We start from the raw sequence: 23,004 nt of genomic DNA on the forward strand, positions 1-23,004 counted from the left end.
CCAACGGAAACTAAAGATAAAAAAGAATTACAAATCATGATGTGCACGATGCATTTAAATTTTGAACGGTTGAAATGAGGTACTCAAACTAAATTTGTTAGCGACAAAACAAGTCGCATATCACCCCTTAACTTGTCGTTTTTGCACATCTGCGTCTATATTATATTGCTGTATTTTTGAGTAAACTAAATAAGAAACAACATGGCAACTCAAATTTTCGTAAACCTGGCGGTAAGCGACCTTAACAAATCGGTAGCGTTTTTCACCAAACTTGGTTATACTTTTAACCCAAAATTTACCGATGAAAAAGCAACCTGTATGATCATCAGCGATACCATTTACGTTATGCTGCTCACCAGAACTTTTTTCCAAACTTTTACCGAAAAAGAAATTGTTGATGCCCACAAAGCCATAGAAACATCCATTGCCATATCTGCCGATAGCAAAGATGCCGTTAACGAGATGGTAGATAAAGCTGTAGCTGCTGGCGCAACGATTCCAAACCCGGCTACGGATTATGGTTTTATGTATCAACACAGTTTTGATGATCTTGATGGTCACCATTGGGAATATGTTTGGATGGATCCGAACGGCATGCCAGAGCATCAGGGGTAAGATATTACAGGAATTAAAAAGGACAGATAAGGAAATTCCTTACCTGCCTCTTTTTGCTTTTATCTGATTACAGCAACTTGGCTAAATTTTTTATTTTGAGAATTTGATCTTCTTTTTATAGGCTTTTTTAATTTCGATTAAGATTACACCATTTGCACCCTTGGCACCATACATTGCTGTTGTATTTGCATCTTTAAGTACTTCAATTCTTTCAATCCAATCCGGAGATATTTCACTTATTTTGGAAGGATCGATGATACAACTTTTATTACCGGCCATAACATAGTAAAGCGGCGTTTTATTTTTCGAAACTATTGAAATGCCACCCAACATAATCCTTTGCTCCGTGGCTAACTTTACAACAATTTTGTCATGTATATCCGTTTCAACATTCGCAAAACCATTTAAACTGAAAATAAATTTACTTAGCCTGTCTATATCCTTGATGTTGAATTCGAACTTACCAGTGGAGTCTGTTACGGCAAGAACCTGCTCATCTCCCTTTTTCCTGATCTTTACACCAACTAATGCATTTCCATTATTATTTTGCACTACCTTTCCGGTAATTATTGTATTTGGAGCAGGTAAATGATATGATAATTCACTCGATATTGAAGAAGATTTAGGATGTTGCTCGCTCAGCAAAACTACAGGTTTTAAATTTTGTGCATCCGCCGGACTAATTATAAATGCACTCAGGGCAAAGGGCACTAACCATTGCCAGTTCAGCCTGGAAGAAGGCAATATAAGCGATCTATTTAACTGACTGGCCAATACCCGCCCACACACATTTTCTTTTTTATTTTGAAAGAAAAAGAAGCAATTCTTTATCCGATTTGCCAGAAAGATCAATAATGTTTTTTTCACACTTACTACAATGGTGATTTCCATCTGCGCTTTCGATGTCGCGCCACTGTTGTGTACAAGGGTTGGTTAATAGCAATTGCAGGCTTTTCATGCTTTGGGTTTTAGAGAAGATGCATTACAAACTATTATTCCATAAAATTACACAGCTGATTTTACTGCTAAATGTATTTTTATATTGATTTATAACGAATAGAACTTCTCGCCCCGGCGTATACGAAAAAAGCCAACTCGAAAGTTGGCTTTTTGCTCCCTCTGCTGGGCTCGAACCAGCGACCCTCTGATTAACAGTCAGATGCTCTAACCAGCTGAGCTAAGAAGGAGTGCTGGTTGTTTTCCTAAAACGTTGCTTAATGTACTTTGCAGCAAACTTAGCCTTGTTCGTTTTGGGAGTGCAATATTAGTGCTTTTAAATTATTTATGCAAGAATAAAATACAATAAAATGATCTTCTATTTTGAACAGAAGATCATTTTACAGATTTAAAACTGGATATCAGTCCATTAACAATTACTTCTTAACAATCCATGGTTCCTGATTTATATCATCGGCACCATTATATTGACGGCTTAATGCCTGTTTTAGGTTTTCTCCATTAGTTGCTCTTTCAATATCAGGGTACTGAAAACGTTTAGGAATCCTGTTACTGTTACCCACACCAGGGCCAGTATCAAAAGTTGGCACAAGCGTACGGCGGTATTGATAGTAAGCCTCTAAACCTGAATTACGGAAATAAGCCAGATATTTTTGGGTAAGAATCTGCTTTAAACCATCGTCTGTATTTCCTGTATATTTTACAACCGGTTGTGCATAGTAATCTGATTCGAAATTGAAATTTACATTATACGTTTCAAATTCGCCCAACTTTCCATCTTTCTTTAAAAAAGTAACTACATTATTGCCATCTTTAATGCCATAAAAGCCTATAGAAGCCTGAATACCTTTTTTATACCAACTTTCGGCATCGCCGGTAGCCCAACCTCTGTTAATACCTTCAGCCTTAATAAAGCAAAGTTCTGGATAAGCTATAATAAAGGTATTTTCGGCCGTGTAACCACTGTAATAACGGTAGCGCCCAATGAGCGAATACAAACCTTTTTGTACTTTATCCAACATCACGCCCTGATCTTCTCCTGTAGGTGCACCAATGAAATTGCGGTAATCGGTAATGGCATAACCATTTTGTTCTGCAATACCGCGAGCTGGCTCGGCAACCATGTAAGCACGAGGATCTTTAAGTGCCGAAAGTGTATTTAAGTAGGTGCCCGCCATATTGTAACGCAAGGCATCATTACCAAAATTATCTTTATTGTTGGGATATTTGTTAAAACTCTCGTTATATACAAACTGTAGGTTATCAGCCATGCTCTCCATTACCGGATATTTTGAAGGGTTATCCAATACCGCAGCAAACTGTTGTTTTACATTTAAGTCTGCATCACCCGCCTTAATGCTCAGATTGATCAACGTTCTTAATTTAAAGGTGTTTACCACCTTTTGCCAGGCTACCAAATCATTTTTGAGGTAAATATCACCCTTTAACTCTTTGTTACCCGCAACAATTAAAGCGGCTAAGTCATTATTTGATTCTTCCAACCAGGTTAGCGATTGTTTAAAAATATCTTTTTGGGTATCGTACTTTGGGGTCAGGTTAGCAAAACCTTTTAAAGCTTCTGTCATTGGTAAATCGCCCACTTTTAAACTCATTTTTACAAAGAAATAGGCTTTAAAAAATTTACCCAGGGCAAGGTAAGGTTTTGCTACAGCACCACCTAAACGATTGGCTTCTTCTTCCATTTTAACCACGTTTTTTAAGGTTGTATAATCTAAAGATGCACCGGTCCAATCGTAGTTGTTGGTTGCGTAATAGAAATAGTTGGCAGCAGTATATTGATTCCATCTTTCTGAACTCGAAAAGGGAGCTTCGTACATATCGAACAAAATGCCATTCAGCAATAAATTTGGCGGAACGGTTTCAGCCTGGTTAGGGTTTTTAAAGTTATCTTCAAATTCTTTCTTACATCCGCTGCAAAAAGCTACGATGATAAAAAGAAACAGGATTTTATATATTGATTTCATCTTTTTATTTTTATGTTCTGGGTATTAAAAAGTAACATTCAGGTTAAAACCTATACTTCTGGTAGTTGGGGTTTGCAGCGACGAAGTACCTTCTCTGCCCGAATATTGATCTACATCCACATCATTATAAGTAGAATTGATAAAGTACAGCAGGTTACGCCCTACTACAGAGAAATTGGCCGACTTGATGAAGCTGCGCTCCAATAATTTTTTAGGCAACTGATAACCAAAAGTTACCTCACGTAATTTTGCATAGGTACGGCTCATCATTGTATTTTCTTTGGCACCATAAAAAACGCCCAAATAATCCTGCAACAATTGAGGGGTAGTGTTTGGCGCGAAAGAAAGCTCTCCATAATTGGTGATAACCCCTGTAACCGGATCGAAGTTAAGTTTGCCGCCATTGGCAACAACCACTCCATCCCCTACCCATGTACCTTTATAGTTTGGATCATTTACACGCAGGTAATCCTGGTATCTGGCTTCGCCCATTTTACCCTGAACAGTTTCGATCTGACGGCCACCCTGAAACGATTTCAACCTCACATAATCTTGCATTACCCCACCCACTTTACCATCTAACTGGAAACTGAAAGAGAAATTCTCATATCGGAATTTGTTGCCGATGCTCCATACCCAATTTGGATCGGCATGCCCCAACAATTGGCTAACCGGTAATGAAATCGGTGTACCGCTTGAAGTATGAATTACCTGTCCGCTTGGTGTTTTAGCTAACACAGAACCGTAAATATTATCGATACGGTCGCCGGTTTTAAAAAATTGATCAACCGATGTTTCACCTGGTGCAAGTTCTTTGTAAACCTGTTTATAGGTAGACCAGTTGATCATTACATCCCAACCAAACTTATCCGTCATAATTGGTGCGCCCGATAAACTTAACTCTAAACCGCTGTTTTGTGTTTTACGGCCATTGATGGTGTTGGTTTGGTAACCAGTAGCTGCTGAAATATTTTGTTTGATAATTTTAGGCCCGTCGATATACCTGAAATAAGTAGCTTCGAAACCCAACCTGTTTTTAAGAAACTTTAAATCTATACCTCCTTCATAATTGGTTCTGCTCTGCGCTTTTACGGCATTGAGGTCAATCAGGTTATTGGTATAATAGGCACCTGTTTGGTTATTATAGGTTGGCCTGATGCTATATGGAGAAGACAAACCATAACCCGGGCCGCCGTATGATGATGAGTATTCTGCACCATAACCGACAGGATAAGATTGCAATGGCGTGGCACCAATAAAATCCTGCGTACCTAAACCAGGGTCTTTAACGTTGGCATACGATGCCCTTACTTTAGCAAAAGAAATAAAAGCAGGCATTTTTATATAATCAGAAATCACCGAACTTAATGAAACTGAAGGATAGAATGCCGCGTTATTGCCTGGAGGAAGTGCAGAATTCTTATCAACACGGCCAGTAGTATTGATATTAAGGTATTTTTTAAAACTTAAATCAACCGAGTAAAAAGCACTTAATACCAACATTTTTGAATTAAAATCGAATGCCTTTACCGGATTTTTAGAGTTTGAGAAGTTGTATACGTTAGGAACATTTAAATAATCGGTAGTGGTAAAGCTTGAGTTGTAACTGAAGTTACGGGCATTACCTCCACCAAAAGCGCTGATTTCGAATAAATCGCCAACATTTTTGTTATATTTTAAAATCAACTGTGTATTGTTTTCGAACATGCTCCGGCGGTCTTCCCTGTAATCACCCAAACCTTCTTCACGTCCATAAGGGTGAGCAGAAAATGGCATTTTTTCGGTTCGTAACTGATCATAAGTCGATATTTGTGTTTTTAACAACACATCCAATCCTTTGGTTACATTGTAGTTTAGTGATGCATAACCATTGATATCATTCTTTTTATGGCCGCGTAACCACTCATACGACATAAAATAAGGATTGTGGTAACGCTGGTATTCTGCATAAACAGACTGGATGCCTTCTTTACCAGGCTGCCAATAGTTTTTCATATCATCTATATTCCAATCGGCACCGCCCCAAAGCGTCATGTTATAAATTACACTGTTTGGGCCATAGTTAACATCAGGAATATTATCAGAAAACTGGCGGCTGTAGTTAATGTATGCTTCGGCCTTTAATTTTGGACTGATGTTATAAGAACCGCTCAGATTAAAGCTATTGATATTTAATTTGGTATTCGGTATAATTCCCTTTTGGTAGTTATTAGAGATGGAAACCCTCAAATTGTATTTATCCGTTGCAGATGATAGTGCAATGTTATTGGCAGATAGCAATCCGGTTTCGATAAAACGCTTTAGGTTGTCTTTACCGCGGGCCACCCATGGAGTACCCTGGCGCACGCCATTTATAACAGGACTATCGTATTGAGGAATTAACTGACCTTCGAATTTTGGCCCCCAGATATCGTAATCTCCATCATTTAAGCCACCGCCTTTTCCATCGCCAAAAGCATAGGCACTGTGTTCACCAGGACCATACTCATCCTGACTTTTTGGTAAAGCAATAAATCCTTTGTTAAATTGCGTGCTCGAATTTAGTTCTACAGTAAAGCCTTTATCGCTGAGCTTACCTCTTTTGGTGGTAATTAATAATGCACCGTTGTAAGCCTGATAACCATAAAGTGCCGCTGCAGCAGGGCCTTTAAGCACAGTATAGGTATCAATATCATCAGGATTGATGTTCCAGGTATCCGAATTGATCGGCACCCCATCTACCACTACCAGGTTTACATCATTACCTCGCAGGTAAAGCGATGAGCGCCCCAAAAGTTCTGAAGATACACCTACAGTTAAACCAGCAACTTTACCAACCAATCCATTTACGGGGTTGGCTTCCCTGGCTTTTACCAGATCGGCACCTTTAACTTCCTGAATGGCATAACCCAGGTTACGCTTTTCTTTGCGGATACCGAGCGCGGTAACCACTACATCATTAAGATTTTTTGAATCTGTTTTTAAGGTTATAGTAAGGTTTGCACTTGTAACCTGCACCTCTTGCGGAAGAAAGCCGATAGAACTTACCACTAGAGTTGAACCAGTTTGGGCATCTAATGTAAAACGGCCAGACTGATCGGTAGAAATTGCTTTTTTGGTTCCTTTAACCGTTACGCTTACGCCAGGAATTGGCTGCTGTGCATCATCTTTTACCTGACCGGTAATTTTTGTTTGTGCCCATGTAAAATAGGGCGTGAGGCATAAAAGCAATAAAGCTAACATGCACATCTTCATCTTGTAGAGATGTTTCATTTATCTATAAGTTTTTTTAGGTTTTATAGATGCAATGATAAGGTATGCATGTTAGCCTAATGCCAACTTTTAGTTAACAAATAACACTATTTTTGTTTAGTATTTGTTAACTAAGTATTTTCTTAATGCTTTCAGCAGCGTAACCTGCACTAGCCGTCATTCCTTTACCGCCAATAGCGGTGCGAATGTGGATGCGGTCGTCGATATCATAAGTTACAATGTGCTTTGTGGGGTGTTGGGGGTAAAATCCTGCCCAGGTGGTTTGGAGCTTCCGCACATCAAAATCAACAATACGCGCCGCCTCTTCCAGCATCAGCTCATTAATATAATGGCTTAAATCAAAACCAAGATCATCAAAATGGTTTACATCTGCATATACATGTGAATCGCCAATTATAATGGTATTATCAGCTGCTTTTTTAAACAACATATGGATGCCCCATTTTTTCAGTTCTTCGTAATGCTCAGGAGTATTAATGCTTTTAAACGAAGGGCAGTAGTGCTCGAAACTTTCGTAACGCCTGGTGGTAAGCCCTGTTAAAATATTACCTTCCAAAGCTACATCAGGCATAGGGATGCTGCGCATCATCTGTAATTTACTCACCACAATTCCACTTTCGCTAAATAACTCAGGATAAAGGAGTTTAAATTCATAACCATTGCAAATAATGGCCTTTTCGGCTGTAAAAAGTGCTGTTTTATTTTTTAAACCAACCTCTACACCGGTTCCTTTGCTTTCACAGGCTGTAACTGGACTATTGTATTGAAGTGTGTAGTTTTTGAACTTGGTTTGCATATAGGTATGCAGGCGGTAAATCATTTGATCTGGCGCAACACTAATTTCCTGAGGAAAAAAAATGGCTTCTTTAGCATAGGAAGCTTTTATAGCAGGATATTTTTTTAAAACAGCTTCCTGACTAAGCAGCTCTGTTTCGTAACCTATCGTATCGTAATGTGCTTTAAGCTCATGGATCAGTGTCTGTTCATCAGGATCGGAAGCGATATATACACTTCCATTTTGCTGCACAGAGATATCAAATTCTTTTTGAATGGATTTATAAATTTCCAGGCCTGCAACACCATACTCAAACCATTCGGCTTCCATACCTGATGGCACTACCTGGCCGAAGTTGCGTACTGTAGCACCTACCGGAAAATTATCTTTTTCGAGCTGCAATACCGTTTTGCCAGAAAGTAAAGCATGGTAAGCATGAAATGTTCCTAAAATTCCTCCTCCAATTACAATAAGATCGAAATGTTTATTCATTTTTTGTTTATGTTTTTGTGCGAGATGCTTTAAATAGCATCATCATCGATGTTAAAATATTTTAAAAATTATTTGCCATTCCTGCGCAAGCTGGAATCTTAGAGCCTATTACGTTACGATTCCCAATCGACCGATAGCTATCGGGTTAGGAATGACGATACTGTTTATAAAAGCCGCTTCAACTTCGTTGCGCTCCGTTACCATTAACAAACTCCAAATAGAAAAGCCGTCATTGCAAGGAGGAACGACGAAGTAATCTTTGCTTTACGGCCACCATAAAGATTGCTCCGTCGGCTGAAAAAGCCTTCTCGCAATGACGATAAATGGTAAAAAGCAGCCAAAACTTTTTTTATTTCCCCGTTAAAACCACGCTTCCTGCCGCTTGCATCTTTTTATTGGTAGCCAATGTTTTCCTTCTAAAATAAATCAATGAAAGTACGCTGCATACCCCACCAATTAGCGGAACAGCAAACAAACACTGCTTAAAGAAATGCATCCAGCTGGTATTGGTTCCTCCAAATTCATGTAACATCAGCACCGAAAAGCTTCCTACATAACCAATAGAATCAGCCACATACATAATAAAACCGATATTGCTTTTGTAATGAAAATTGGCAATCTTCCGCTCAAAAAAAATGGCATTATATGGTATATAAGCCATATAAAGCCCCATACCAAGCAAAGCCATCCAACTCACCGGACCAATATATCCGCGGTCAAAAAAGAATGTACTTACCCCAATTAATAAGCAACCTGCAATAATCATGATGTGTATTACGGTAAAGGCTTTAAGGTTATCTTTAATGAGAATCAAAAGCCCCATCATTACCAATACCACAACCGATATTAAGGTATCTATCTGCGTATAAATGTGGTTGTTGTGTATACCCAAACCATTCCATATCTCAACTTCAAAATTATCGCGCATGTCGCGGATGCAGGTAAGCAGTACATAAATGATAATGGTTAAAATAATACCCGGCAAAAAAGCGGTAATAAAAGCTTTCCGTTGTTTTGCATCCATCGGCACCCGCTTGGTACGCAAAGCCTGATCTTCTGTTGAAGGCGGTGGAATAACCTCCAAACAAAATACAAAAAGGAACAAGGGAAGCAAAAAAAACAAACCGGTAAGGAAAGGCATCCAATAATCACTTACGGCTGCAAAACTCATTAATGTACGTGCCACAGTTTTTACAAAACCTGAGGCAAAGATTAAACTGATCGACATTAACGCTCCCATAAACTCGGTGGTTTTTCTACCTTCGAGGTAACTGAATACCAGGCCCCAGATCATCCCGAAGCGGGAAACCGTTTAGGAAAAGAAATACAATATTGTAAGGCGCAGGTACCAGCGCAAAGCCAAGCAGTGCAAGCCACGAAAAAACAATTAAAAAAATAATGCTTCTGGCGCGGTTGCTTTTTCCGGATTCGGAAATAAAACGGATCCCATAAAATTTACTGAGGGTATAACCTACCATCTGCGCAATAACAAGCCACACCTTGTAATCAATATGCAAAAATTCCTGGTGCTCAAAAGTGGCTGATGCGAATGCTTTTCTGAAAGCATACATACTGGTATAACAACCAAAGGCTGCAACACCACCAAGCACAGTAATTAACCAATACGGCCAGTTTAATGCTTTTTTGCGGGCAATTTGAAGTAAATTCATCTTTAGCTTAACGATTTCCAATATTGCACACTTATATACTTGTCAGCTGTATTTGCTGCACCGAAGGTTTTGCCCATGCTATAGAACTTTACAAACTTAATTAACATAGCTATTATAATTTAAAACAATAGTAAACAATGTTTATTATTTGTAAACAAAGTCAAAGTTATTAAATTGTTAAGTTTAAAAACGTGGCAAAAATTATTTGCCAAAAGCTTCCAACACCGGTTTTCCCCTCCAACTTTGCGGCGCAGTTAACCCCATTAGCCAGGCTAATGTAGCGGCAGTATCATAGGTAATAATGGCATCTTTTAACTCGTGGTTTTTTTGTACGCCAGGCCCTGTAATAATCCATGGAATCTGCACTTCATCAAGTGATTTTCCGCCATGGCCTTTACCTGTACCACCATGATCTGCGGTAACTAATATAACAGTTTCTCCGGCAATACCAGCATCATTAACTGCCTTAACAATTTTTCCAATACGCTGATCTACCAGTTCGAGCTGTTTGTAATAGGCTGGTGTACGGTGACCGATCGAATGGCCGGTTTCATCAGGCTCATCAAAATGCAGGAAAGTAAAATAGGGCTTTTCTCTTTTGATAATGGCCGCAGCAGTGTCTGCACAGAAATCGTCTTTCTCTTTCCCATCTACGATAATATTTACAGCTTCTTTTTCAAACAGGTAACCGATCCCATTCCAACTGTAAATTATAGCTGTTTTAGCCAGCTTTTTCTGATCCCTGATTACGCTGAATATTCCGGGAAATAAACCATAAGAAGTTTTGGTTATGGAAGGAATTTCTGGCACTTTACTGTTCCATTCGGTGTAGCCATGCTCAGTAGGCCCTGCACCCATTAATAAAGAAGCCCAGTTTACCGCACTTGATGATGGCAATACACAACGTGCCTTATCCGTCCACGAGCCATTGGCCATTAGGGCTTTAAGGTTGGGCATATTTGCTTCCTGCAGGGCATAACCCCCAAAGCCATCGCAACCGATTAATACAACATGTTTAACTTTTTTTGGCTGAGCCTGTGCCAACACGGCTACGCAGAGCAACAAAACAATACTTTTTAAAAATTTTTTCATATTCATAATTTTACCACCTCAAAACTAGGAATGGTTTATGAACATGAAGGTAAATATTTGTTAAGTATTTATAAACAGTGTTTACTAAATTGTTACTCGAAGAAATATACTACGAGCATTAAAGCTTTGGTATCGCCAACATTTACAGGAGTATGCGAAAGCCTTCCATCAAAAAGCATTGAATCACCCTTTTCTAAAACGATTTTCTTTTTTGCAAACTGATATTCAACCCTGCCTTCAATCATATATTTAAATTCGAAAGCTTCAGTTTTAACCATTGGGCGTTGGGCGTTTACCTCAAGCTCAAGCAATACAAAATCTGCTGTAGAAAATTTAATATTCTTGGTTAAGATACGCGAATAGTTAAAGCCAACGGCTTGTTCTTTTTCAAATTTCTGATATTGTTCTTTTCGTTTTACCAGTACAGGGGCATCTTTTTTATGGAAGTTGATATCCTTAAAAAAACTGTTCAAATCAATTTGCAAGCTTTTGATTATATCCATCAAAACCATTAAAGATGGGATGGTTCTGCTATTTTCGATCTGAGAAATAAGGCCTTTACTTACTTCTGCCTTATCTGCAAGTTCCTGAACGGTAATGCCAAGTTCTTTGCGTCTTTCCTTAATTTTAACGCTTATTTGTAAAAGAATTTCTTCCTGCATGTTAAAAGTGTATTAATGACGCTAATGTATTATTTTATTCCTACAATCTGATTCCAACCATCGCATTAGTTACGTTTAAACACATTTTTTTTGAGGGTGAAGCGTCAAACTTAGATTTATCACCATGAGCCTGCCGATGGAAATACTTAAAATTATTTAAATTGTTTCGACAGGCTCAATGTGATAGGTGCAAACCAATTGATTTGATTAATTTACTTATTATCGGTAATGGCCCTTTACCCAATGGCGGCCACCATAGGGGCCAACAATATAATGGCCGGGTACCCAATGGGCGCGTGGTGCACGTGCACTTACCACGCATGCACTAAAATTAACTGCCATAACCAATAAGAGCAATGCATTTACAATCTTTTTCATAACCTAACCTTTTTAAGTGAAAAAATAATTCGAGCTTTATGCTGTGTGTATCATTTTGACGGGCCGAGCACGGGAAAGGTTTAATTGTCTTTAACTAAAAACATAAGTTATGTTATCCGATAGCTATCGGATTTATTCATCTTCTTTGCATTACAGACCGTGAAATAAATTCAGGGTGACGAGCGACCACTGACAAAAAAACGGCCTGACCTTTTTGAGGCCAGACCGCTATATATTAGTTAAAAAAAGATTAGAAGCTATACCTCAATCCCAATTGCATCTGGTAACGTGATGCAAAGAAATCTTTTGAATAAGACGTTACGTCTTTTTGAGCAAAGGTATATACCGGATAGGCTGTTGGTGTACCTGCCGTTTGAACTTTAATACCCATACTGGCCATAGAGTTATACGTATTAGGAGAAAAATATTGAATTCCCCAATCCTTGTTTACCAAATTGGTTAGGTTAACAATATCATAAGTTAAAGTAAGTACATGCGGGTGTTTCCCTTTTGCAACCTGTATATCCTGAGAGAAACGGAAATCAGCCTGAACATTCCATGGGGTACGGGCACCGTTACGCTCAGTAAAATCACCTCGGCGGCTACTCAAATATTTATCACCATTAATGTAGTTATCGAACGCCGAAGCTTGTGCAATACCATCAGGTGTATTGGCAAAGAATTTCTGCGTTTGACCTACAGCTGGCACATACATTAAACTTACCGTTTGTCCGGTTCCGTTGATTCTCGTATTCACTAAGCCCAATGAATATGGTGAACCCGACTGGCCGCTGAAGAATAATGAGAAATTAGATACATATTTACCATTTTTAGCCCAATCTAACCTGTAGTTGATGGTAGAGATAATTCTGTTGCGGATATCGAAGTTAGAATAAGCCAAACCTGGATTATTTGGACTAAGGGCCTGGTTTAACTGCCAGTTGGATTCCATAGAGTTACGGATACCATTCGCAATATCTTTCGATCTTCCGTAGGTATAAGCCACCATCATATCCAAACCAATAGGAAGCGATTTACTTACCTGAGCAGTTAAACTGTATTTATATCCTTTATCTGTATTAGACAAAAGATAGGCGTTGGTGTACAATGGATTAATTTTGGTACCTGAGTAAATTGGCTGTTGTTTTTGCGTATCGTAAACCATGTAAGTAGGGTTATCTACATAGTTGATCTGTTGAAACTGCACATCTTTGATTACCTGGCTAAAAATTCCTTCAACTGTAAATTTCCACTGATCGTCAGTTTTATAATCGAAAGCTAAATTACTTCTCCATGCTTTTGGCATTTTAAAGTTATTATCAACCAAATCTACCTGTGTTGCACCTTTGGCATCTTTAACATTAACACCTTGGTTGGTTACATAACCTGCTTCGCCATTACCAGTTAAAGCATCTTTAATCGGGTCTGAACCTGCTGCAGGTTTCACAATTTTGGTCGGATCAGCATTTGCATAAACATACGATTTATCAAATGCACCATAGTTTACACCATTGTTGTAATATGCATAACCAATCCAGGCAAAAGGAACACGGCTGGTAAATAAACCTGTACCACCGCGCATTACCAAACTTTGGTTACCCAATACATCAAAATTAAAACCTACACGTGGAGAAATCTGAATTTTATTTAAAAATTTTCCAGTAATTGACGAGGGTTGTGTATATGTATAAGTTGTTCCATAATTGACATCAACCGGAGAGTTTGTCGTTTTTGTACTTAAAGAAGGCATATCTGGTAAGTTTGCCATATCGAAACGTAAACCTGGAGTTAATTTAAAACGGTCGCCTATGCGGATTTCATCCTGACCATAAACGCTGTACATGTTCACATTAAATTCTGCAGTTGGGTTGGCAATAATGTTATCGCGGGTATTGTCGTCATAATTATAACTTGTACGTACCCTGTTTGGCTGATTGGCCAGAAAATCTGCAACACTGCTGTAAGCTACACGGCCATTCCATGAGTTTACAAAACCATAGTTAATTTTATAGAACTCGTTGTGTGTACCTACGGTAAAAGTATGGTTACCGCTGCTGTAAGTATAGTTATCGGTAAACTCGAAAGTGTTTTGTTTCATGTTGAAGATACTGGCCTCACGGTCGGTACCAAGAAACAACGTTCCACCGTTAGAAGCAATTTCGATTTGCGGTACAGCTGGATTAGATAGTGGATCACGGTAATCGTGAACGGTAGAATAACCTACAATTAAGTTGTTGGTAGCTGAATTTCCGAAACGGGTTTTAAGGTCGGCAACTGTTGAAGTTTGATTGTTGTTCTGCCTAAAATCGATACCACCAAACCTAAAGTTAGACTGATCTCTTTCTAAGTTTGTGGCTTTCGAAATAATGGTATTGTTTCTGATCGTCAACTGCGTGCTCTCGCTGATATTCCAATCTAAACGGTTAAAGAATTTGTTCGATTGTGAATAGATATTGTAGTTGCCAAACGAACCTGCATCAATGCCGTAAGCGGTTTTCATACGGTCAGAAATCTGCTGCGCCTCAGTTAAGGTAAGCAATTTCATATCCGATGATCCTGCACCTAAAATTACCGGGTCCTGACGGCGGGTAATCTCCTCATTGGTGAAGAAAAACAATTTATCCTTAATGATTGGAAAGCCTACGCGGAAACCAGTTTGATAATCGTGGAAAGCAGAAGGCTCTTTGCTGTTATCGCCAATTTTATTCCTGCCGATTAACGAAGCATTACGGCCATAGCCATAAACCGATCCTACCACTTCATTTGTTCCGCCACGCGTTACCGCATTGATACTACCGCCTAAAAAGTTACCCACTTTAACATCGTAAGGAGAAAGCAAAACGGTAACATCCTGAATGGCATCAAGCGAAACGGGATTGGTACGTGTACTGCTTCCAGGCATGCCCGAACTTCCGCTCTGCCCACCCAGTGAAGGACTAAAACCGATGGCATCATTATTAATTGCACCATCAATGGTTACGTTATTGTACCTAAAGTTGGTACCGCCAAAGGTATTGTCTTTACTGCCTTGAGGGGTAACTCTTGTTACATCCTGCAAACTGCGGTTCATGGTTGGTAAGGTTTTTATCTGCCCTTCACCAATACTGGTACCTGCGCCAGATTTTGTTCCGCCTTTTTGACCTTTAACACTTACCTCTGCCAATTGGTTGCCTTGCTCCTGAAGATCGATATCCAATTTAACATCAGCACCCAGGGTTAAGTATATATTTTCTTTTACAACCGGACTATAACCAACAAAGGTTACCGTGATTTTGTATGGTCCGCCCGGATTTAAATTGCCGATGCGGTATAGGCCGTTTTCGTTCGACGAACCTTTTGATACTGTACCTGTTGGAACGTGCACCATAACGATGGTTGCCCCAGGGATGATACCTTTGTTATCCTTAATCTTTCCGTTAATGCTGGATGTTGTAACCTGCGCCTGAGCAAATGTGACCAGTAGCACAAGAATACTTACCAGGGATAGTATACGTGATTTCATTTTCTGTTATTTTATTTTTGGTACAAAACAACAGCCTTAATGTTAATTCAATATTAACATCAGATTAAGTTTAACCTGGTGTTAACAATATAAAAACGGGAAATAAATAATAGGAAAACAATTCCTTAACAGCCCGGTTTCGGGCAGGAATAAGATTTAGAGCAATATGCTCAAATATCAAAGTCAAAGATGAAGATTTGATGAAGTTTGCGGTTTTCAGTTGGCGGTTTTCTCTTATCAGTTAACTGATTTTAAAAAATTAACTACTCCACTCGGATAAGCAACTCGCTATTGAACCAATAAACCTTATGTATTACCTTTGCAGTAATGACAATTAGATTAGCTAAAAAACAAGATATACCACAAATAATGCAGTTGGTAAGCAAGGTTGTGCCGTTGATGCAAGCTGCCGGAAATTTTCAGTGGGGAAATGATTATCCGAATCCTGAAGTATTTACCGCTGATATTACCATAAATCAGTTATGGGTTGCCGAACTGGAAGAGCAGATTGTTGGGGTTTCGGCCATTACAACAGATCAGGATCCGGAATATGCCGATGCGGGATGGAATATTAATGATAAAGCCATTGTTACGCACCGTTTAGCAGTAGATCCCGATCGCCAGGGAATGGGCATTGCCAAAGCGTTAATGATGCAGGCCGAAGATGTGGCTAAATCATCAGATATTACCATTTTAAGGGTTGATACGAATAGCGAAAACAAAGCCACTCAAGCACTTTTTCCTAAACTTGGCTATCAGTTTAGTGGCGAAATCAGTCTTGCCAAACGCCCAGGACTACGATTTTTTTGCTATGAAAAACTTTTGTAATTAAACCCTTAACGAACCGCGGAAACCTCTGGCGGCATAGTATGATTGCGCACCATTGTGGTATACAAAAACATGATTATAACGGCGGTCGGCAAATAACGCTCCGCCGAGTTTTCTAATTTCAGGAGGGGTAACAATCCAGCTTGATGTTTTCACATCAAACGCTCCCAATTGCTGCAAAGCCCTGTACTGCTCTTCATTTAAAAGTTCAATACCCATAGCCGCGGCCATATCAATTGCATTATCAGCCGGCTGATGCTCTTTTCTGGATTCTAAACCTTCCAAATCGTAACAAACACTCCTGCGGCCTTTGGGGCTTTCTGCAGCACAATCGAAAAAAAAATATTCGCCAGTAACTTTATCATAAGCAACCACATCAGGTTCACCTCCAGTTATTTCCATATCATCAAGTACCCACAACTTTTGCAGATTGGCTTCGAGTTTTTGCTGCACATTGCTCCATAGCATACCTTTATGCCTGTTCATATTATTTTCAAAACGGTTTTTCAAGGTTAGAATGAGTGCTGCGGTCTGTTCGAACGATAACTCTTTTTTATTGGTCTTTATTTTATTCATAAATTGGGTAATTAAATTATGGAATCACCAGAGTTAGTCATTCAGCCCTTTTCCACTTAAAATCTGCGGCAGGTATTTCTCAACCCTGTTCTCACGGGTTTTGGCTTGTTTGGGTGCACAAAAATGTAATAGGTAAGCCCTTTGCCGTCCGGGTGTTAATGCCTCAAATGCAGTTTTTAAATCTGGTATACTGTCCAATTTACTTTTAAACTCCACCGGAATTTCATATTCTGTAGTTTTTTTCAGTTCTACCTTCAATCCAGCCTTTTCTACTTCAATTGCTTCATAGATATAGGTTTTTAAAAACAGGTTTTAGCTCGATTATTTCCAATGCACTGGTAAACCTAATTTGCCTTGCCGATTGCACATTCTCCGTCTGCTGAATCAATATGCCATCTTCATCCTTCAACAAAGCCCCTTTAAAAAATAAAAAAGCACAGTATTCTTTAAAATCGTGTATTAAAACAATATTGCTTCCTTCGAACGTGTAACATGGACAGCCCCATTTTAATTCTTCGTTAAGTCCGCAATCAAGGGCAATTGTTCTTAAAATAGTAACCGCCTCTTGCCATTTTTTGGCTTTGTTAAAATAAAAATCAACTTTAGGATTCATCGGGTTATAAATTAGCAGGAACAATCTTTCTATATGCCGGAATAAATACCAGGATAATATATGCCCATTCTATTAGTTAATTTAAATTTAGGAATTACTACAGCAATTCAAAAAACTTTCTAAAGATATAAAAGGTTATATGAGCGTATATTTTTCTATCGTGCCCTGATATTGTAAAAGCTGCGATTATTTTTATAATGCTCGATGGCTTAATTGATAATTGTCAGTCTAAACGGAGTCGAAGAACTTCTCGCCAGCCTTAAATGAAAAAAGCCAACTCGAAAGTTGGCTTTTTGGCTCCCTCTGCTGGGCTCGAACCAGCGACCCTCTGATTAACAGACGGACGCCGCCCATTGCTAACAATATGTTTGCCAATTAGTTACAACCTATCAAAGAAATTTTGTAATGTATTTGTAACGGTTTTTTTTATGAAGATAAGAATTTCTTTTTGCACATAATTTCCCAATTCCTTAACTTTTACCATAATTAAATTTTGGTTATAAGCCTTGCGATTTGATATTGCTTTGACTACTCTTTCAGGAAAGATGATAGCAAACGATTAGCAGTGATGCAGATTTAGACTTTTAAATAGCTGATCAATGACATAGATCACTATACCCTTTTCAAATGATTAGTAATTTGATACCTTGAATTTTACCGTTTTACTTTGAAAGGTTGTGTACACCATACTACATCTTAAATTACTTTAAGTTACGGAAAAGCCTCTCTACGGGCAGCAAGCATTTTCTCATATAGCTCTTGAATAGTTTTCTTTTTGCTGGCTTCGATCTTCTTCATCCAGTATGCTGATCCGCCTTTTGGATTGTATTTACATCCGAACTCCATCAGTTCTACCATCAGCGGTATCAGGTCAAGCCCTTTATCCGTCAAATAATAAAGAAACTTGGAAGCATTGCTTTCAGAAACCTTTTTGATCAAATAATTCTCATCCAATAGTAAACTGACTCTGTCTGATAAAACCGAGGGCGCAATGTGTTCGTCAGAAGCCCTCCATTCGCAGCCAGGAATTTTTGTCTCCAAAAATCATATCTCTCAATAATAACAAAGTCCATTTATCTCCAAAAACGTCCAGTGTGTAGCCTACAGGACATGTCGATCTGCTTCCAATTGTTTTCATAATGTCATTAAATTAAGTAGTACATTTTTAATACTACTTTGTGTTTATGTTTGTGGTATCGAAATAATACCACAAATGTACACATAAATGTTGCCAATAAAAAAGTTGCAGTATCTGCATTCGCTAATATGTAACATCATTTTATCAAGTGACAAATTATGACTTTGTAATGAACTCAATTATTATTAATTAAAAAATCATGAAAGCAATTCACCTAACAGCTATTGGAAATCCGATAGAAAATTTGAAACTAGTAGAAATCCCTACACCCACTGCACCCAATTCAGGTGAGGTGATCATTAAAATGGAATACAGCCCAGTTAACTTTAGCGACCTGATGGTGGCTAAGGGTGTTTACTTTGTGCAGCCTGAATTGCCTGCCGTGATCGGTGGTGAAGGTGTAGGCGTAATCACTGAGATCGGCCCAGATGTAGATCAGTCTTAAAGTTGGCGATAGGGTTGTATTATCTTTTGGTACATATGCCTGGGCAGAATTTGTTAAAGCTCCAGCTGAAAAATTGTTTGCATTATCTTTGACATCTGATCCCAAACAAGCTGCAATGGCATCAATCAATCCACCTACAGCTATACTATTACTTGATGAATATGCCAAGCTAGAACAAGGTGATTGGATAGTTTTAAATGCAGGAAACTCAAGTATAGCTAATGTAATTTTCACATTCGCTAAGGCACGGGGTATTAAATGCGTTGCAATTGTTAGGCGACCTGAGGCTGTTGAGGCTGCCCGTCAGGCAGGTGCGGATGTTGTTGTAGTAGAAAGTGAAACTGTTGTACAAGAAGTAAAAGAGGCTACTGGCGGTGCTAATATTAAGCTGGGTCTTGATGGGGTAGGCGGAAAATCCTCTGCAATATTAGCCCAAATTCTTGGACAGGGAGGTCATCTGGTAGCTTATGCTGTCTTAAGCGGACAACCTTTAGTGGTAAGCCAGGTAGATCTTATTGTTAAACGTTTAAAAATCCATGGTTTCTGGATGTATTTGTCTGAATTTCTTCCAAAGCTAGATGCCGCTGCCCGGGAAACCGATTCATTAATGGCATCCGGCTCCATCAATGTGCCTATAGCAGCTTGCTATCCGCTAAGTGCCTTTAGCGAAGCTGTAGAACATTCTATCAAAGGCGAAAAAGTCTTGCTTGACTTTACTTTATAATCAGAATCAAAAAAACAATAGTTTGGGAACAGGTTATTTATTAACGAATTAATTAGCTGTGAAAAATAAATGTTTAAGATTGACATTCAGCAAAGTGTAGTCGTAATATTGATCTGAAACTGGCATGCGCGAATATTTCTTTAGCACAGGACGGATTTTGCCGCAAAAGGGAAATGATGCTATTGGTGTGTAGAATCCTCGGAGTTTTATTATAATGTCTGAATGAATTCTCGCTGAAGACTGATATTACAAGCTTAGTAATTTGAAAACGCTTTTAGTTTTCGACAAACTCTTCCATTATTCTCTAACCAGGCAGAGAGATACCGTCGAGGTAGGGCCAGTCATGACTAATAATTTAATTAAAAGAGAGGAGGCTTTATTAATCCTTCTCTCTTAAAAATCAAAATGAAAAATAATAATAGATGTCCGTTAGGGATAAATGAAAAAGTTTTTCGGGTCTTAGACCAAAAAGTTGCTATAAATTTTGCTATAGTCGTTGAGCTAGATTGTAATGAACCGGAAGAAGCCTGGAGACAGGCTATGGATAGTGCGCAGTTAAGGCACCCAAATCTTTCTGTAGAGATCATTGGCAGCCATTATTCGAATTTAGCATTGAACTTGTAGCAAATTGCCCTATTCCACTTACTACTGAAAGAAGAACTTAAAACTATCAATCAAATAAAACGAAATGGTAAAAATTATATTAATAACCGGGGCCTCAAGAGGATTCGGTAAATTATGGGCAAAGGCTCTTCTACAGCGTGGTGATAAAGTTGCTGTAACAGCGAGAAAGCTTCAGGATTTAAATGACCTGGTGACGGAATTTGGAAGTGCAGTGTTTCCAATTGAACTTAACGTGGATGATCGGAAAGCGTGTTTTGCCGCTGTTCAACAAGTTAAAGATCATTTTGGACGTATTGATGTTGTGGTCAATAATGCGGGTTTTGGTTTGTTCGGAGCTGTTGAAGAAACTACGGAGCGAGCAGGCACGCAACCAAATGCAAACTAATTTTTTTGGTCTACTTTGGATTACGCAGGCAGTTTTACCAATAATGAGAGCCCAGCAAAGTGGACACATTGTCCAGCGTTTCCAGCTTCCTGGATCAATTACCATTCCATTTCTTGGTTTGTATAATGCTTCAAAATATGCAGTTAATGGTTTGAGTGAAACCCTTGCTAGCGAAACTAAAGCTTTTGGAATAAAAGTCAGCATAATAGAGCCAAATGGCTATTCAAACTGACTGGGCTACTATATCTTCAGTTCACACAGAGCCTCAAGAAATTTATTCTCTGGGTAAAAAAGAATTTGAAGATTCACTAACTCCTGATACCTATGGGACACCTGAAAACACTGTGTCAGCTTTTCTACAGCTCATTGACAGCGATAACCCACCTTTACATTTTTTATTGGGGAAAAATGCCTACGCGGCAGTAAAAGATGTTTATTCGGCACGTATTGCTGAGTTTGAAGACTGGAAAGAAGTTGCCATAAGGGCCCACGGTTTTCATTAATACTGCAGCATCATTCTGTTTTTATCAATATTACTTTGGTTTCATTTATGGCTGCTTGCCTAATTACTGCACTTAACTTTTCCTGATGGGCGTCTCCCCATTGCCCAAGGGCATTAATTATTGGCATTAAACTTTCACCCATGGTCGTTAAAGAATATTCAACTTTAGGAGGTAACTGAGGGAAAATCTTCTTGGTCACCAATCTCATGTGCCTCCAGCTCATTCAGTTGCATATTTAAGACTCGCCTTGATGCATCTAGGATTTGGCGCTGTAATTCGCCTGGCCGTTTATGACCCTGATTAATAAAGTATAGAAGACGTATTTTCCATTTCCCGTAAAGAACCTCTCCCAATACGTCCAGACCGCAGTTAAGTGATGGTTGTATTTTTTTCTTATATGCCATATTGCAAAGGTAAAACATATCTTCAAGAATGTCTATACGGATAAATTTGTCCCTATTGAATCGTTTTTCCGTACTTGTTTCACCCGCGCTTATCCTCCAATTTTGCCTTATAAAAACAAGAAAATGGAAAATTATAATCATAACAACGAATTAGCAGGAAAAATCGCTTTGGTTACAGGTGGTACAAAAGGTGCGGGACAGGCAATCGCAGAGCGACTTGCCAAGGCGGGAGCAAAAGTTATCGTCACGGCGCGTAATCATCCCGAAAAGATAAATGATGCCTTCACATTTATCGCCGCGGATCTTAGTACAGTAGTTGGTACAAACCAAGTATTAGAAAAAATTAAATCACTGTTTGGAGGGGTAGATATTCTAATTAACAATATGGGCGGTTCTGAAATACCTGGGGGCGGATTTAGCGTATTAACAGATGAGGCATTGGGAGCAAACGCTGCAAACTAATTTTTTTGCACCTGTTAGACTTGATAGGGGCCTTTTACCTTCAATGCTGAAAAAAGCGTCAGGTTGCATCATTCATATTGCTTCTATACAAGGGAAGCTGCCATTATATGATTCAACTTTGCCATATGCTGCCGCAAAAGCAGCATTAATAAATTACAGTAAGGGCTTGTTCTTTAATGAACTCGCATCTAAAGGAGTAAGAGTACTTACAGTGTCTCCGGGATGGATTAAAACCACTTCTGCAATTAGAATGATGGAACGCTTAGCAGAAAGTTCAGGTGTAACAATAGAAGAAGCAACACAAGGGGTGATGGATTCTTTAGGTGGAATTCCCATGGGCAGACCTGCCGAGCCAGAAGAAGTGGCAGAGTTGGTTGGATTCCTCGTTTCCCCCAGAGCGTCTTACCTTACCGGGACAGAGTTTGTCATCGACGGAGGTACATTACCAACAATTTAATTTCAATTAAAAAAATAATAAAATATGGAAATCAGGAATTTAGAATTGCCACCAATAATTACCGCATTGATCAACAGTCAGAACGAGCATGACAGCACAGCGTTTGTAGCCTGTTTCATGGCTCAGGCAGAGGTGTTTGATGAAGGAAAACACCATAAAGGATCTCAAGAAATTAAAGCATGGAATGAACAAACCAATAGCGAATACAATACGCAAAACGAGCCAATAAGCTTTGAGCATACAGATGCTGGCATGTTCTTACACTAAAGGTATCTGGAAATTTCAAAGGAAGCCCAATTCAATTAAAATATAATATTATAATTCAGGATAATCTTATCTCTTATCTATCGATAGCATCATGATAGGTAGATCGGTTTGATCTTTCTGTAACTGTGATTTATAACATAATCACGAGTTATAAAGTTGGTTATCGACGTAATATTCAACCACTCTATACTGTTATCA

At 38.8% G+C, this 23,004-nt stretch carries 27 protein-coding genes and 1 tRNA gene; 11 read left to right on the top strand and 17 right to left on the bottom strand.

Annotation, left to right across the window (positions count from 1 at the left end; genetic code table 11):
• The first annotated feature begins 201 nt into the window (after positions 1-201).
• Positions 202-615 carry a VOC family protein gene (locus AC0IWE_RS17325; RefSeq protein WP_055908352.1) on the top strand — a complete coding sequence of 138 codons (414 nt, stop codon included), beginning with the start codon at positions 202-204 and terminating at the stop codon, positions 613-615.
• Between the two features lie 90 nt (positions 616-705).
• Here AC0IWE_RS17325 and AC0IWE_RS17330 read toward each other — a convergent pair whose 3' ends face one another.
• The 11 genes from AC0IWE_RS17330 to AC0IWE_RS17380 all read right to left on the bottom strand — a co-directional run bounded on the left by AC0IWE_RS17330 (position 706) and on the right by AC0IWE_RS17380 (position 15,380).
• Positions 706-1,506 carry a peptidase associated/transthyretin-like domain-containing protein gene (locus AC0IWE_RS17330; RefSeq protein WP_471793995.1) on the bottom strand — a complete coding sequence of 267 codons (801 nt, stop codon included), beginning with the start codon at positions 1,504-1,506 and terminating at the stop codon, positions 706-708.
• A 222-nt stretch (positions 1,507-1,728) separates the two neighbouring features.
• Positions 1,729-1,802 (bottom strand) — tRNA-Asn (locus tag AC0IWE_RS17335).
• A gap of 186 nt (positions 1,803-1,988) precedes the next feature.
• A complete protein-coding gene (locus AC0IWE_RS17340) occupies positions 1,989-3,557 on the bottom strand; it encodes a SusD/RagB family nutrient-binding outer membrane lipoprotein (protein WP_471793996.1) in 1,569 nt (522 codons plus the stop codon).
• 24 nt (positions 3,558-3,581) lie between these two features.
• Complete coding sequence (locus AC0IWE_RS17345) at positions 3,582-6,809, bottom strand: SusC/RagA family TonB-linked outer membrane protein (protein ID WP_471793997.1); 3,228 nt, start codon at positions 6,807-6,809, stop codon at positions 3,582-3,584.
• Positions 6,810-6,915: 106 nt separating this feature from the next.
• Entirely contained in the window at positions 6,916-8,076 is a 1,161-nt protein-coding gene (locus AC0IWE_RS17350; protein ID WP_471793998.1) for a TIGR03364 family FAD-dependent oxidoreductase, read from the bottom strand.
• Between the two features lie 349 nt (positions 8,077-8,425).
• Positions 8,426-9,370: a DUF5690 family protein gene (locus tag AC0IWE_RS17355; RefSeq protein WP_471793999.1), complete on the bottom strand. Its 945-nt coding sequence runs from the start codon at positions 9,368-9,370 to the stop codon at positions 8,426-8,428.
• Positions 9,333-9,746 carry a DUF5690 family protein gene (locus AC0IWE_RS17360; RefSeq protein WP_471794000.1) on the bottom strand — a complete coding sequence of 138 codons (414 nt, stop codon included), beginning with the start codon at positions 9,744-9,746 and terminating at the stop codon, positions 9,333-9,335. The genes AC0IWE_RS17355 and AC0IWE_RS17360 overlap by 38 nt, the downstream gene beginning before the upstream one ends.
• A gap of 201 nt (positions 9,747-9,947) precedes the next feature.
• Positions 9,948-10,838, bottom strand: a complete 891-nt coding sequence (locus AC0IWE_RS17365; RefSeq protein WP_471794001.1) for an alkaline phosphatase — start codon at positions 10,836-10,838, stop codon at positions 9,948-9,950.
• 92 nt (positions 10,839-10,930) lie between these two features.
• Positions 10,931-11,500: a helix-turn-helix domain-containing protein gene (locus AC0IWE_RS17370; protein ID WP_055908373.1), complete on the bottom strand. Its 570-nt coding sequence runs from the start codon at positions 11,498-11,500 to the stop codon at positions 10,931-10,933.
• Between the two features lie 219 nt (positions 11,501-11,719).
• Entirely contained in the window at positions 11,720-11,878 is a 159-nt protein-coding gene (locus AC0IWE_RS17375; protein ID WP_200912295.1) for a hypothetical protein, read from the bottom strand.
• A gap of 250 nt (positions 11,879-12,128) precedes the next feature.
• Positions 12,129-15,380, bottom strand: coding sequence for a TonB-dependent receptor (locus AC0IWE_RS17380; RefSeq protein WP_471794002.1), 3,252 nt, complete (start codon positions 15,378-15,380; stop codon positions 12,129-12,131).
• Between the two features lie 327 nt (positions 15,381-15,707).
• Here AC0IWE_RS17380 and AC0IWE_RS17385 point away from each other — a divergent pair, with 327 nt between their 5' ends.
• Positions 15,708-16,208, top strand: coding sequence for a GNAT family N-acetyltransferase (locus AC0IWE_RS17385; RefSeq protein ID WP_471794003.1), 501 nt, complete (start codon positions 15,708-15,710; stop codon positions 16,206-16,208).
• On the opposite strand, the gene AC0IWE_RS17390 is transcribed toward AC0IWE_RS17385, so the two are convergent.
• The 4 genes from AC0IWE_RS17390 to AC0IWE_RS17405 form a co-directional block, all read right to left on the bottom strand.
• A complete protein-coding gene (locus AC0IWE_RS17390; RefSeq protein WP_471794004.1) occupies positions 16,209-16,784 on the bottom strand; it encodes a DUF4256 domain-containing protein in 576 nt (191 codons plus the stop codon).
• 33 nt (positions 16,785-16,817) lie between these two features.
• A complete protein-coding gene (locus AC0IWE_RS17395; protein WP_471794005.1) occupies positions 16,818-17,042 on the bottom strand; it encodes a YdeI/OmpD-associated family protein in 225 nt (74 codons plus the stop codon).
• A gap of 25 nt (positions 17,043-17,067) precedes the next feature.
• Positions 17,068-17,397, bottom strand: a complete 330-nt coding sequence (locus tag AC0IWE_RS17400; RefSeq protein WP_471794006.1) for a DUF1801 domain-containing protein — start codon at positions 17,395-17,397, stop codon at positions 17,068-17,070.
• Positions 17,398-18,108: 711 nt separating this feature from the next.
• Entirely contained in the window at positions 18,109-18,438 is a 330-nt protein-coding gene (locus AC0IWE_RS17405) for a winged helix-turn-helix transcriptional regulator (protein WP_471794007.1), read from the bottom strand.
• A gap of 296 nt (positions 18,439-18,734) precedes the next feature.
• Between AC0IWE_RS17405 and AC0IWE_RS17410 the strand changes: the two genes are divergently transcribed.
• From AC0IWE_RS17410 to AC0IWE_RS17435, 6 genes are all read left to right on the top strand, one after another.
• Positions 18,735-18,980 (top strand): alcohol dehydrogenase catalytic domain-containing protein, encoded by a 246-nt coding sequence (locus AC0IWE_RS17410; protein ID WP_471794008.1) that lies wholly within the window; start codon positions 18,735-18,737, stop codon positions 18,978-18,980.
• Positions 18,981-19,053: 73 nt separating this feature from the next.
• Positions 19,054-19,704: a zinc-binding dehydrogenase gene (locus AC0IWE_RS17415; protein ID WP_471794009.1), complete on the top strand. Its 651-nt coding sequence runs from the start codon at positions 19,054-19,056 to the stop codon at positions 19,702-19,704.
• 405 nt (positions 19,705-20,109) lie between these two features.
• Complete coding sequence (locus AC0IWE_RS17420) at positions 20,110-20,328, top strand: hypothetical protein (RefSeq protein ID WP_471794010.1); 219 nt, start codon at positions 20,110-20,112, stop codon at positions 20,326-20,328.
• A gap of 64 nt (positions 20,329-20,392) precedes the next feature.
• Positions 20,393-20,713 (top strand): SDR family NAD(P)-dependent oxidoreductase, encoded by a 321-nt coding sequence (locus AC0IWE_RS17425; RefSeq protein WP_471794011.1) that lies wholly within the window; start codon positions 20,393-20,395, stop codon positions 20,711-20,713.
• Positions 20,703-20,945, top strand: coding sequence for an SDR family NAD(P)-dependent oxidoreductase (locus AC0IWE_RS17430; RefSeq protein ID WP_471794012.1), 243 nt, complete (start codon positions 20,703-20,705; stop codon positions 20,943-20,945). Before AC0IWE_RS17425 ends, AC0IWE_RS17430 begins: the two co-directional genes overlap by 11 nt.
• The gene (locus AC0IWE_RS17435) at positions 20,929-21,216 is read left to right on the top strand and encodes a hypothetical protein (RefSeq protein WP_471794013.1); all 288 of its coding nucleotides are present in this window, start codon (positions 20,929-20,931) and stop codon (positions 21,214-21,216) included. The genes AC0IWE_RS17430 and AC0IWE_RS17435 overlap by 17 nt, the downstream gene beginning before the upstream one ends.
• Positions 21,217-21,226: 10 nt before the next feature.
• On the opposite strand, the gene AC0IWE_RS17440 is transcribed toward AC0IWE_RS17435, so the two are convergent.
• Entirely contained in the window at positions 21,227-21,439 is a 213-nt protein-coding gene (locus tag AC0IWE_RS17440; protein ID WP_471794014.1) for a winged helix-turn-helix transcriptional regulator, read from the bottom strand.
• On the bottom strand, positions 21,381-21,761 hold the full coding sequence (locus AC0IWE_RS17445; protein ID WP_471794015.1) for a winged helix-turn-helix transcriptional regulator: 381 nt from the start codon (positions 21,759-21,761) through the stop codon (positions 21,381-21,383). Before AC0IWE_RS17445 ends, AC0IWE_RS17440 begins: the two co-directional genes overlap by 59 nt.
• On the opposite strand from AC0IWE_RS17445, the gene AC0IWE_RS17450 reads away from it, so the two are divergent.
• Genes AC0IWE_RS17450 through AC0IWE_RS17460 form a run of 3 tightly spaced genes read left to right on the top strand, consistent with a single transcriptional unit; the run spans position 21,744 to position 22,806 of the window.
• Positions 21,744-22,082: an SDR family NAD(P)-dependent oxidoreductase gene (locus tag AC0IWE_RS17450; protein ID WP_471794016.1), complete on the top strand. Its 339-nt coding sequence runs from the start codon at positions 21,744-21,746 to the stop codon at positions 22,080-22,082. The genes AC0IWE_RS17445 and AC0IWE_RS17450 overlap by 18 nt on opposite strands.
• Complete coding sequence (locus tag AC0IWE_RS17455; protein WP_471794017.1) at positions 22,051-22,539, top strand: oxidoreductase; 489 nt, start codon at positions 22,051-22,053, stop codon at positions 22,537-22,539. The genes AC0IWE_RS17450 and AC0IWE_RS17455 overlap by 32 nt, the downstream gene beginning before the upstream one ends.
• Positions 22,540-22,563: 24 nt before the next feature.
• Positions 22,564-22,806, top strand: a complete 243-nt coding sequence (locus tag AC0IWE_RS17460) for a hypothetical protein (RefSeq protein WP_471794018.1) — start codon at positions 22,564-22,566, stop codon at positions 22,804-22,806.
• Positions 22,807-23,004: the final 198 nt, after the last annotated feature.

Source organism: Pedobacter sp. AC402, from assembly GCF_979252805.1.

Excerpts from the sequence above, each read along its gene's own strand:
- AC0IWE_RS17325 (WP_055908352.1), top strand. The coding sequence starts at position 202 with ATGGCAACTCAAATTTTCGTAAACCTGGCGGTAAGCGACCTTAACAAA.
- AC0IWE_RS17330 (WP_471793995.1), bottom strand. The coding sequence starts at position 1,506 with ATGGAAATCACCATTGTAGTAAGTGTGAAAAAAACATTATTGATCTTT.
- AC0IWE_RS17340 (WP_471793996.1), bottom strand. The coding sequence starts at position 3,557 with ATGAAATCAATATATAAAATCCTGTTTCTTTTTATCATCGTAGCTTTT.
- AC0IWE_RS17345 (WP_471793997.1), bottom strand. The coding sequence starts at position 6,809 with ATGAAACATCTCTACAAGATGAAGATGTGCATGTTAGCTTTATTGCTT.
- AC0IWE_RS17350 (WP_471793998.1), bottom strand. The coding sequence starts at position 8,076 with ATGAATAAACATTTCGATCTTATTGTAATTGGAGGAGGAATTTTAGGA.
- AC0IWE_RS17355 (WP_471793999.1), bottom strand. The coding sequence starts at position 9,370 with ATGATCTGGGGCCTGGTATTCAGTTACCTCGAAGGTAGAAAAACCACC.
- AC0IWE_RS17360 (WP_471794000.1), bottom strand. The coding sequence starts at position 9,746 with ATGAATTTACTTCAAATTGCCCGCAAAAAAGCATTAAACTGGCCGTAT.
- AC0IWE_RS17365 (WP_471794001.1), bottom strand. The coding sequence starts at position 10,838 with ATGAAAAAATTTTTAAAAAGTATTGTTTTGTTGCTCTGCGTAGCCGTG.
- AC0IWE_RS17370 (WP_055908373.1), bottom strand. The coding sequence starts at position 11,500 with ATGCAGGAAGAAATTCTTTTACAAATAAGCGTTAAAATTAAGGAAAGA.
- AC0IWE_RS17375 (WP_200912295.1), bottom strand. The coding sequence starts at position 11,878 with ATGAAAAAGATTGTAAATGCATTGCTCTTATTGGTTATGGCAGTTAAT.
- AC0IWE_RS17380 (WP_471794002.1), bottom strand. The coding sequence starts at position 15,380 with ATGAAATCACGTATACTATCCCTGGTAAGTATTCTTGTGCTACTGGTC.
- AC0IWE_RS17385 (WP_471794003.1), top strand. The coding sequence starts at position 15,708 with ATGACAATTAGATTAGCTAAAAAACAAGATATACCACAAATAATGCAG.
- AC0IWE_RS17390 (WP_471794004.1), bottom strand. The coding sequence starts at position 16,784 with ATGAATAAAATAAAGACCAATAAAAAAGAGTTATCGTTCGAACAGACC.
- AC0IWE_RS17400 (WP_471794006.1), bottom strand. The coding sequence starts at position 17,397 with ATGAATCCTAAAGTTGATTTTTATTTTAACAAAGCCAAAAAATGGCAA.
- AC0IWE_RS17410 (WP_471794008.1), top strand. The coding sequence starts at position 18,735 with ATGAAAGCAATTCACCTAACAGCTATTGGAAATCCGATAGAAAATTTG.
- AC0IWE_RS17420 (WP_471794010.1), top strand. The coding sequence starts at position 20,110 with ATGAAAAATAATAATAGATGTCCGTTAGGGATAAATGAAAAAGTTTTT.
- AC0IWE_RS17425 (WP_471794011.1), top strand. The coding sequence starts at position 20,393 with ATGGTAAAAATTATATTAATAACCGGGGCCTCAAGAGGATTCGGTAAA.
- AC0IWE_RS17430 (WP_471794012.1), top strand. The coding sequence starts at position 20,703 with ATGCAAACTAATTTTTTTGGTCTACTTTGGATTACGCAGGCAGTTTTA.
- AC0IWE_RS17435 (WP_471794013.1), top strand. The coding sequence starts at position 20,929 with ATGGCTATTCAAACTGACTGGGCTACTATATCTTCAGTTCACACAGAG.
- AC0IWE_RS17440 (WP_471794014.1), bottom strand. The coding sequence starts at position 21,439 with ATGAGCTGGAGGCACATGAGATTGGTGACCAAGAAGATTTTCCCTCAG.
- AC0IWE_RS17450 (WP_471794016.1), top strand. The coding sequence starts at position 21,744 with ATGGAAAATTATAATCATAACAACGAATTAGCAGGAAAAATCGCTTTG.
- AC0IWE_RS17445 (WP_471794015.1), bottom strand. The coding sequence starts at position 21,761 with ATGATTATAATTTTCCATTTTCTTGTTTTTATAAGGCAAAATTGGAGG.
- AC0IWE_RS17455 (WP_471794017.1), top strand. The coding sequence starts at position 22,051 with ATGAGGCATTGGGAGCAAACGCTGCAAACTAATTTTTTTGCACCTGTT.
- AC0IWE_RS17460 (WP_471794018.1), top strand. The coding sequence starts at position 22,564 with ATGGAAATCAGGAATTTAGAATTGCCACCAATAATTACCGCATTGATC.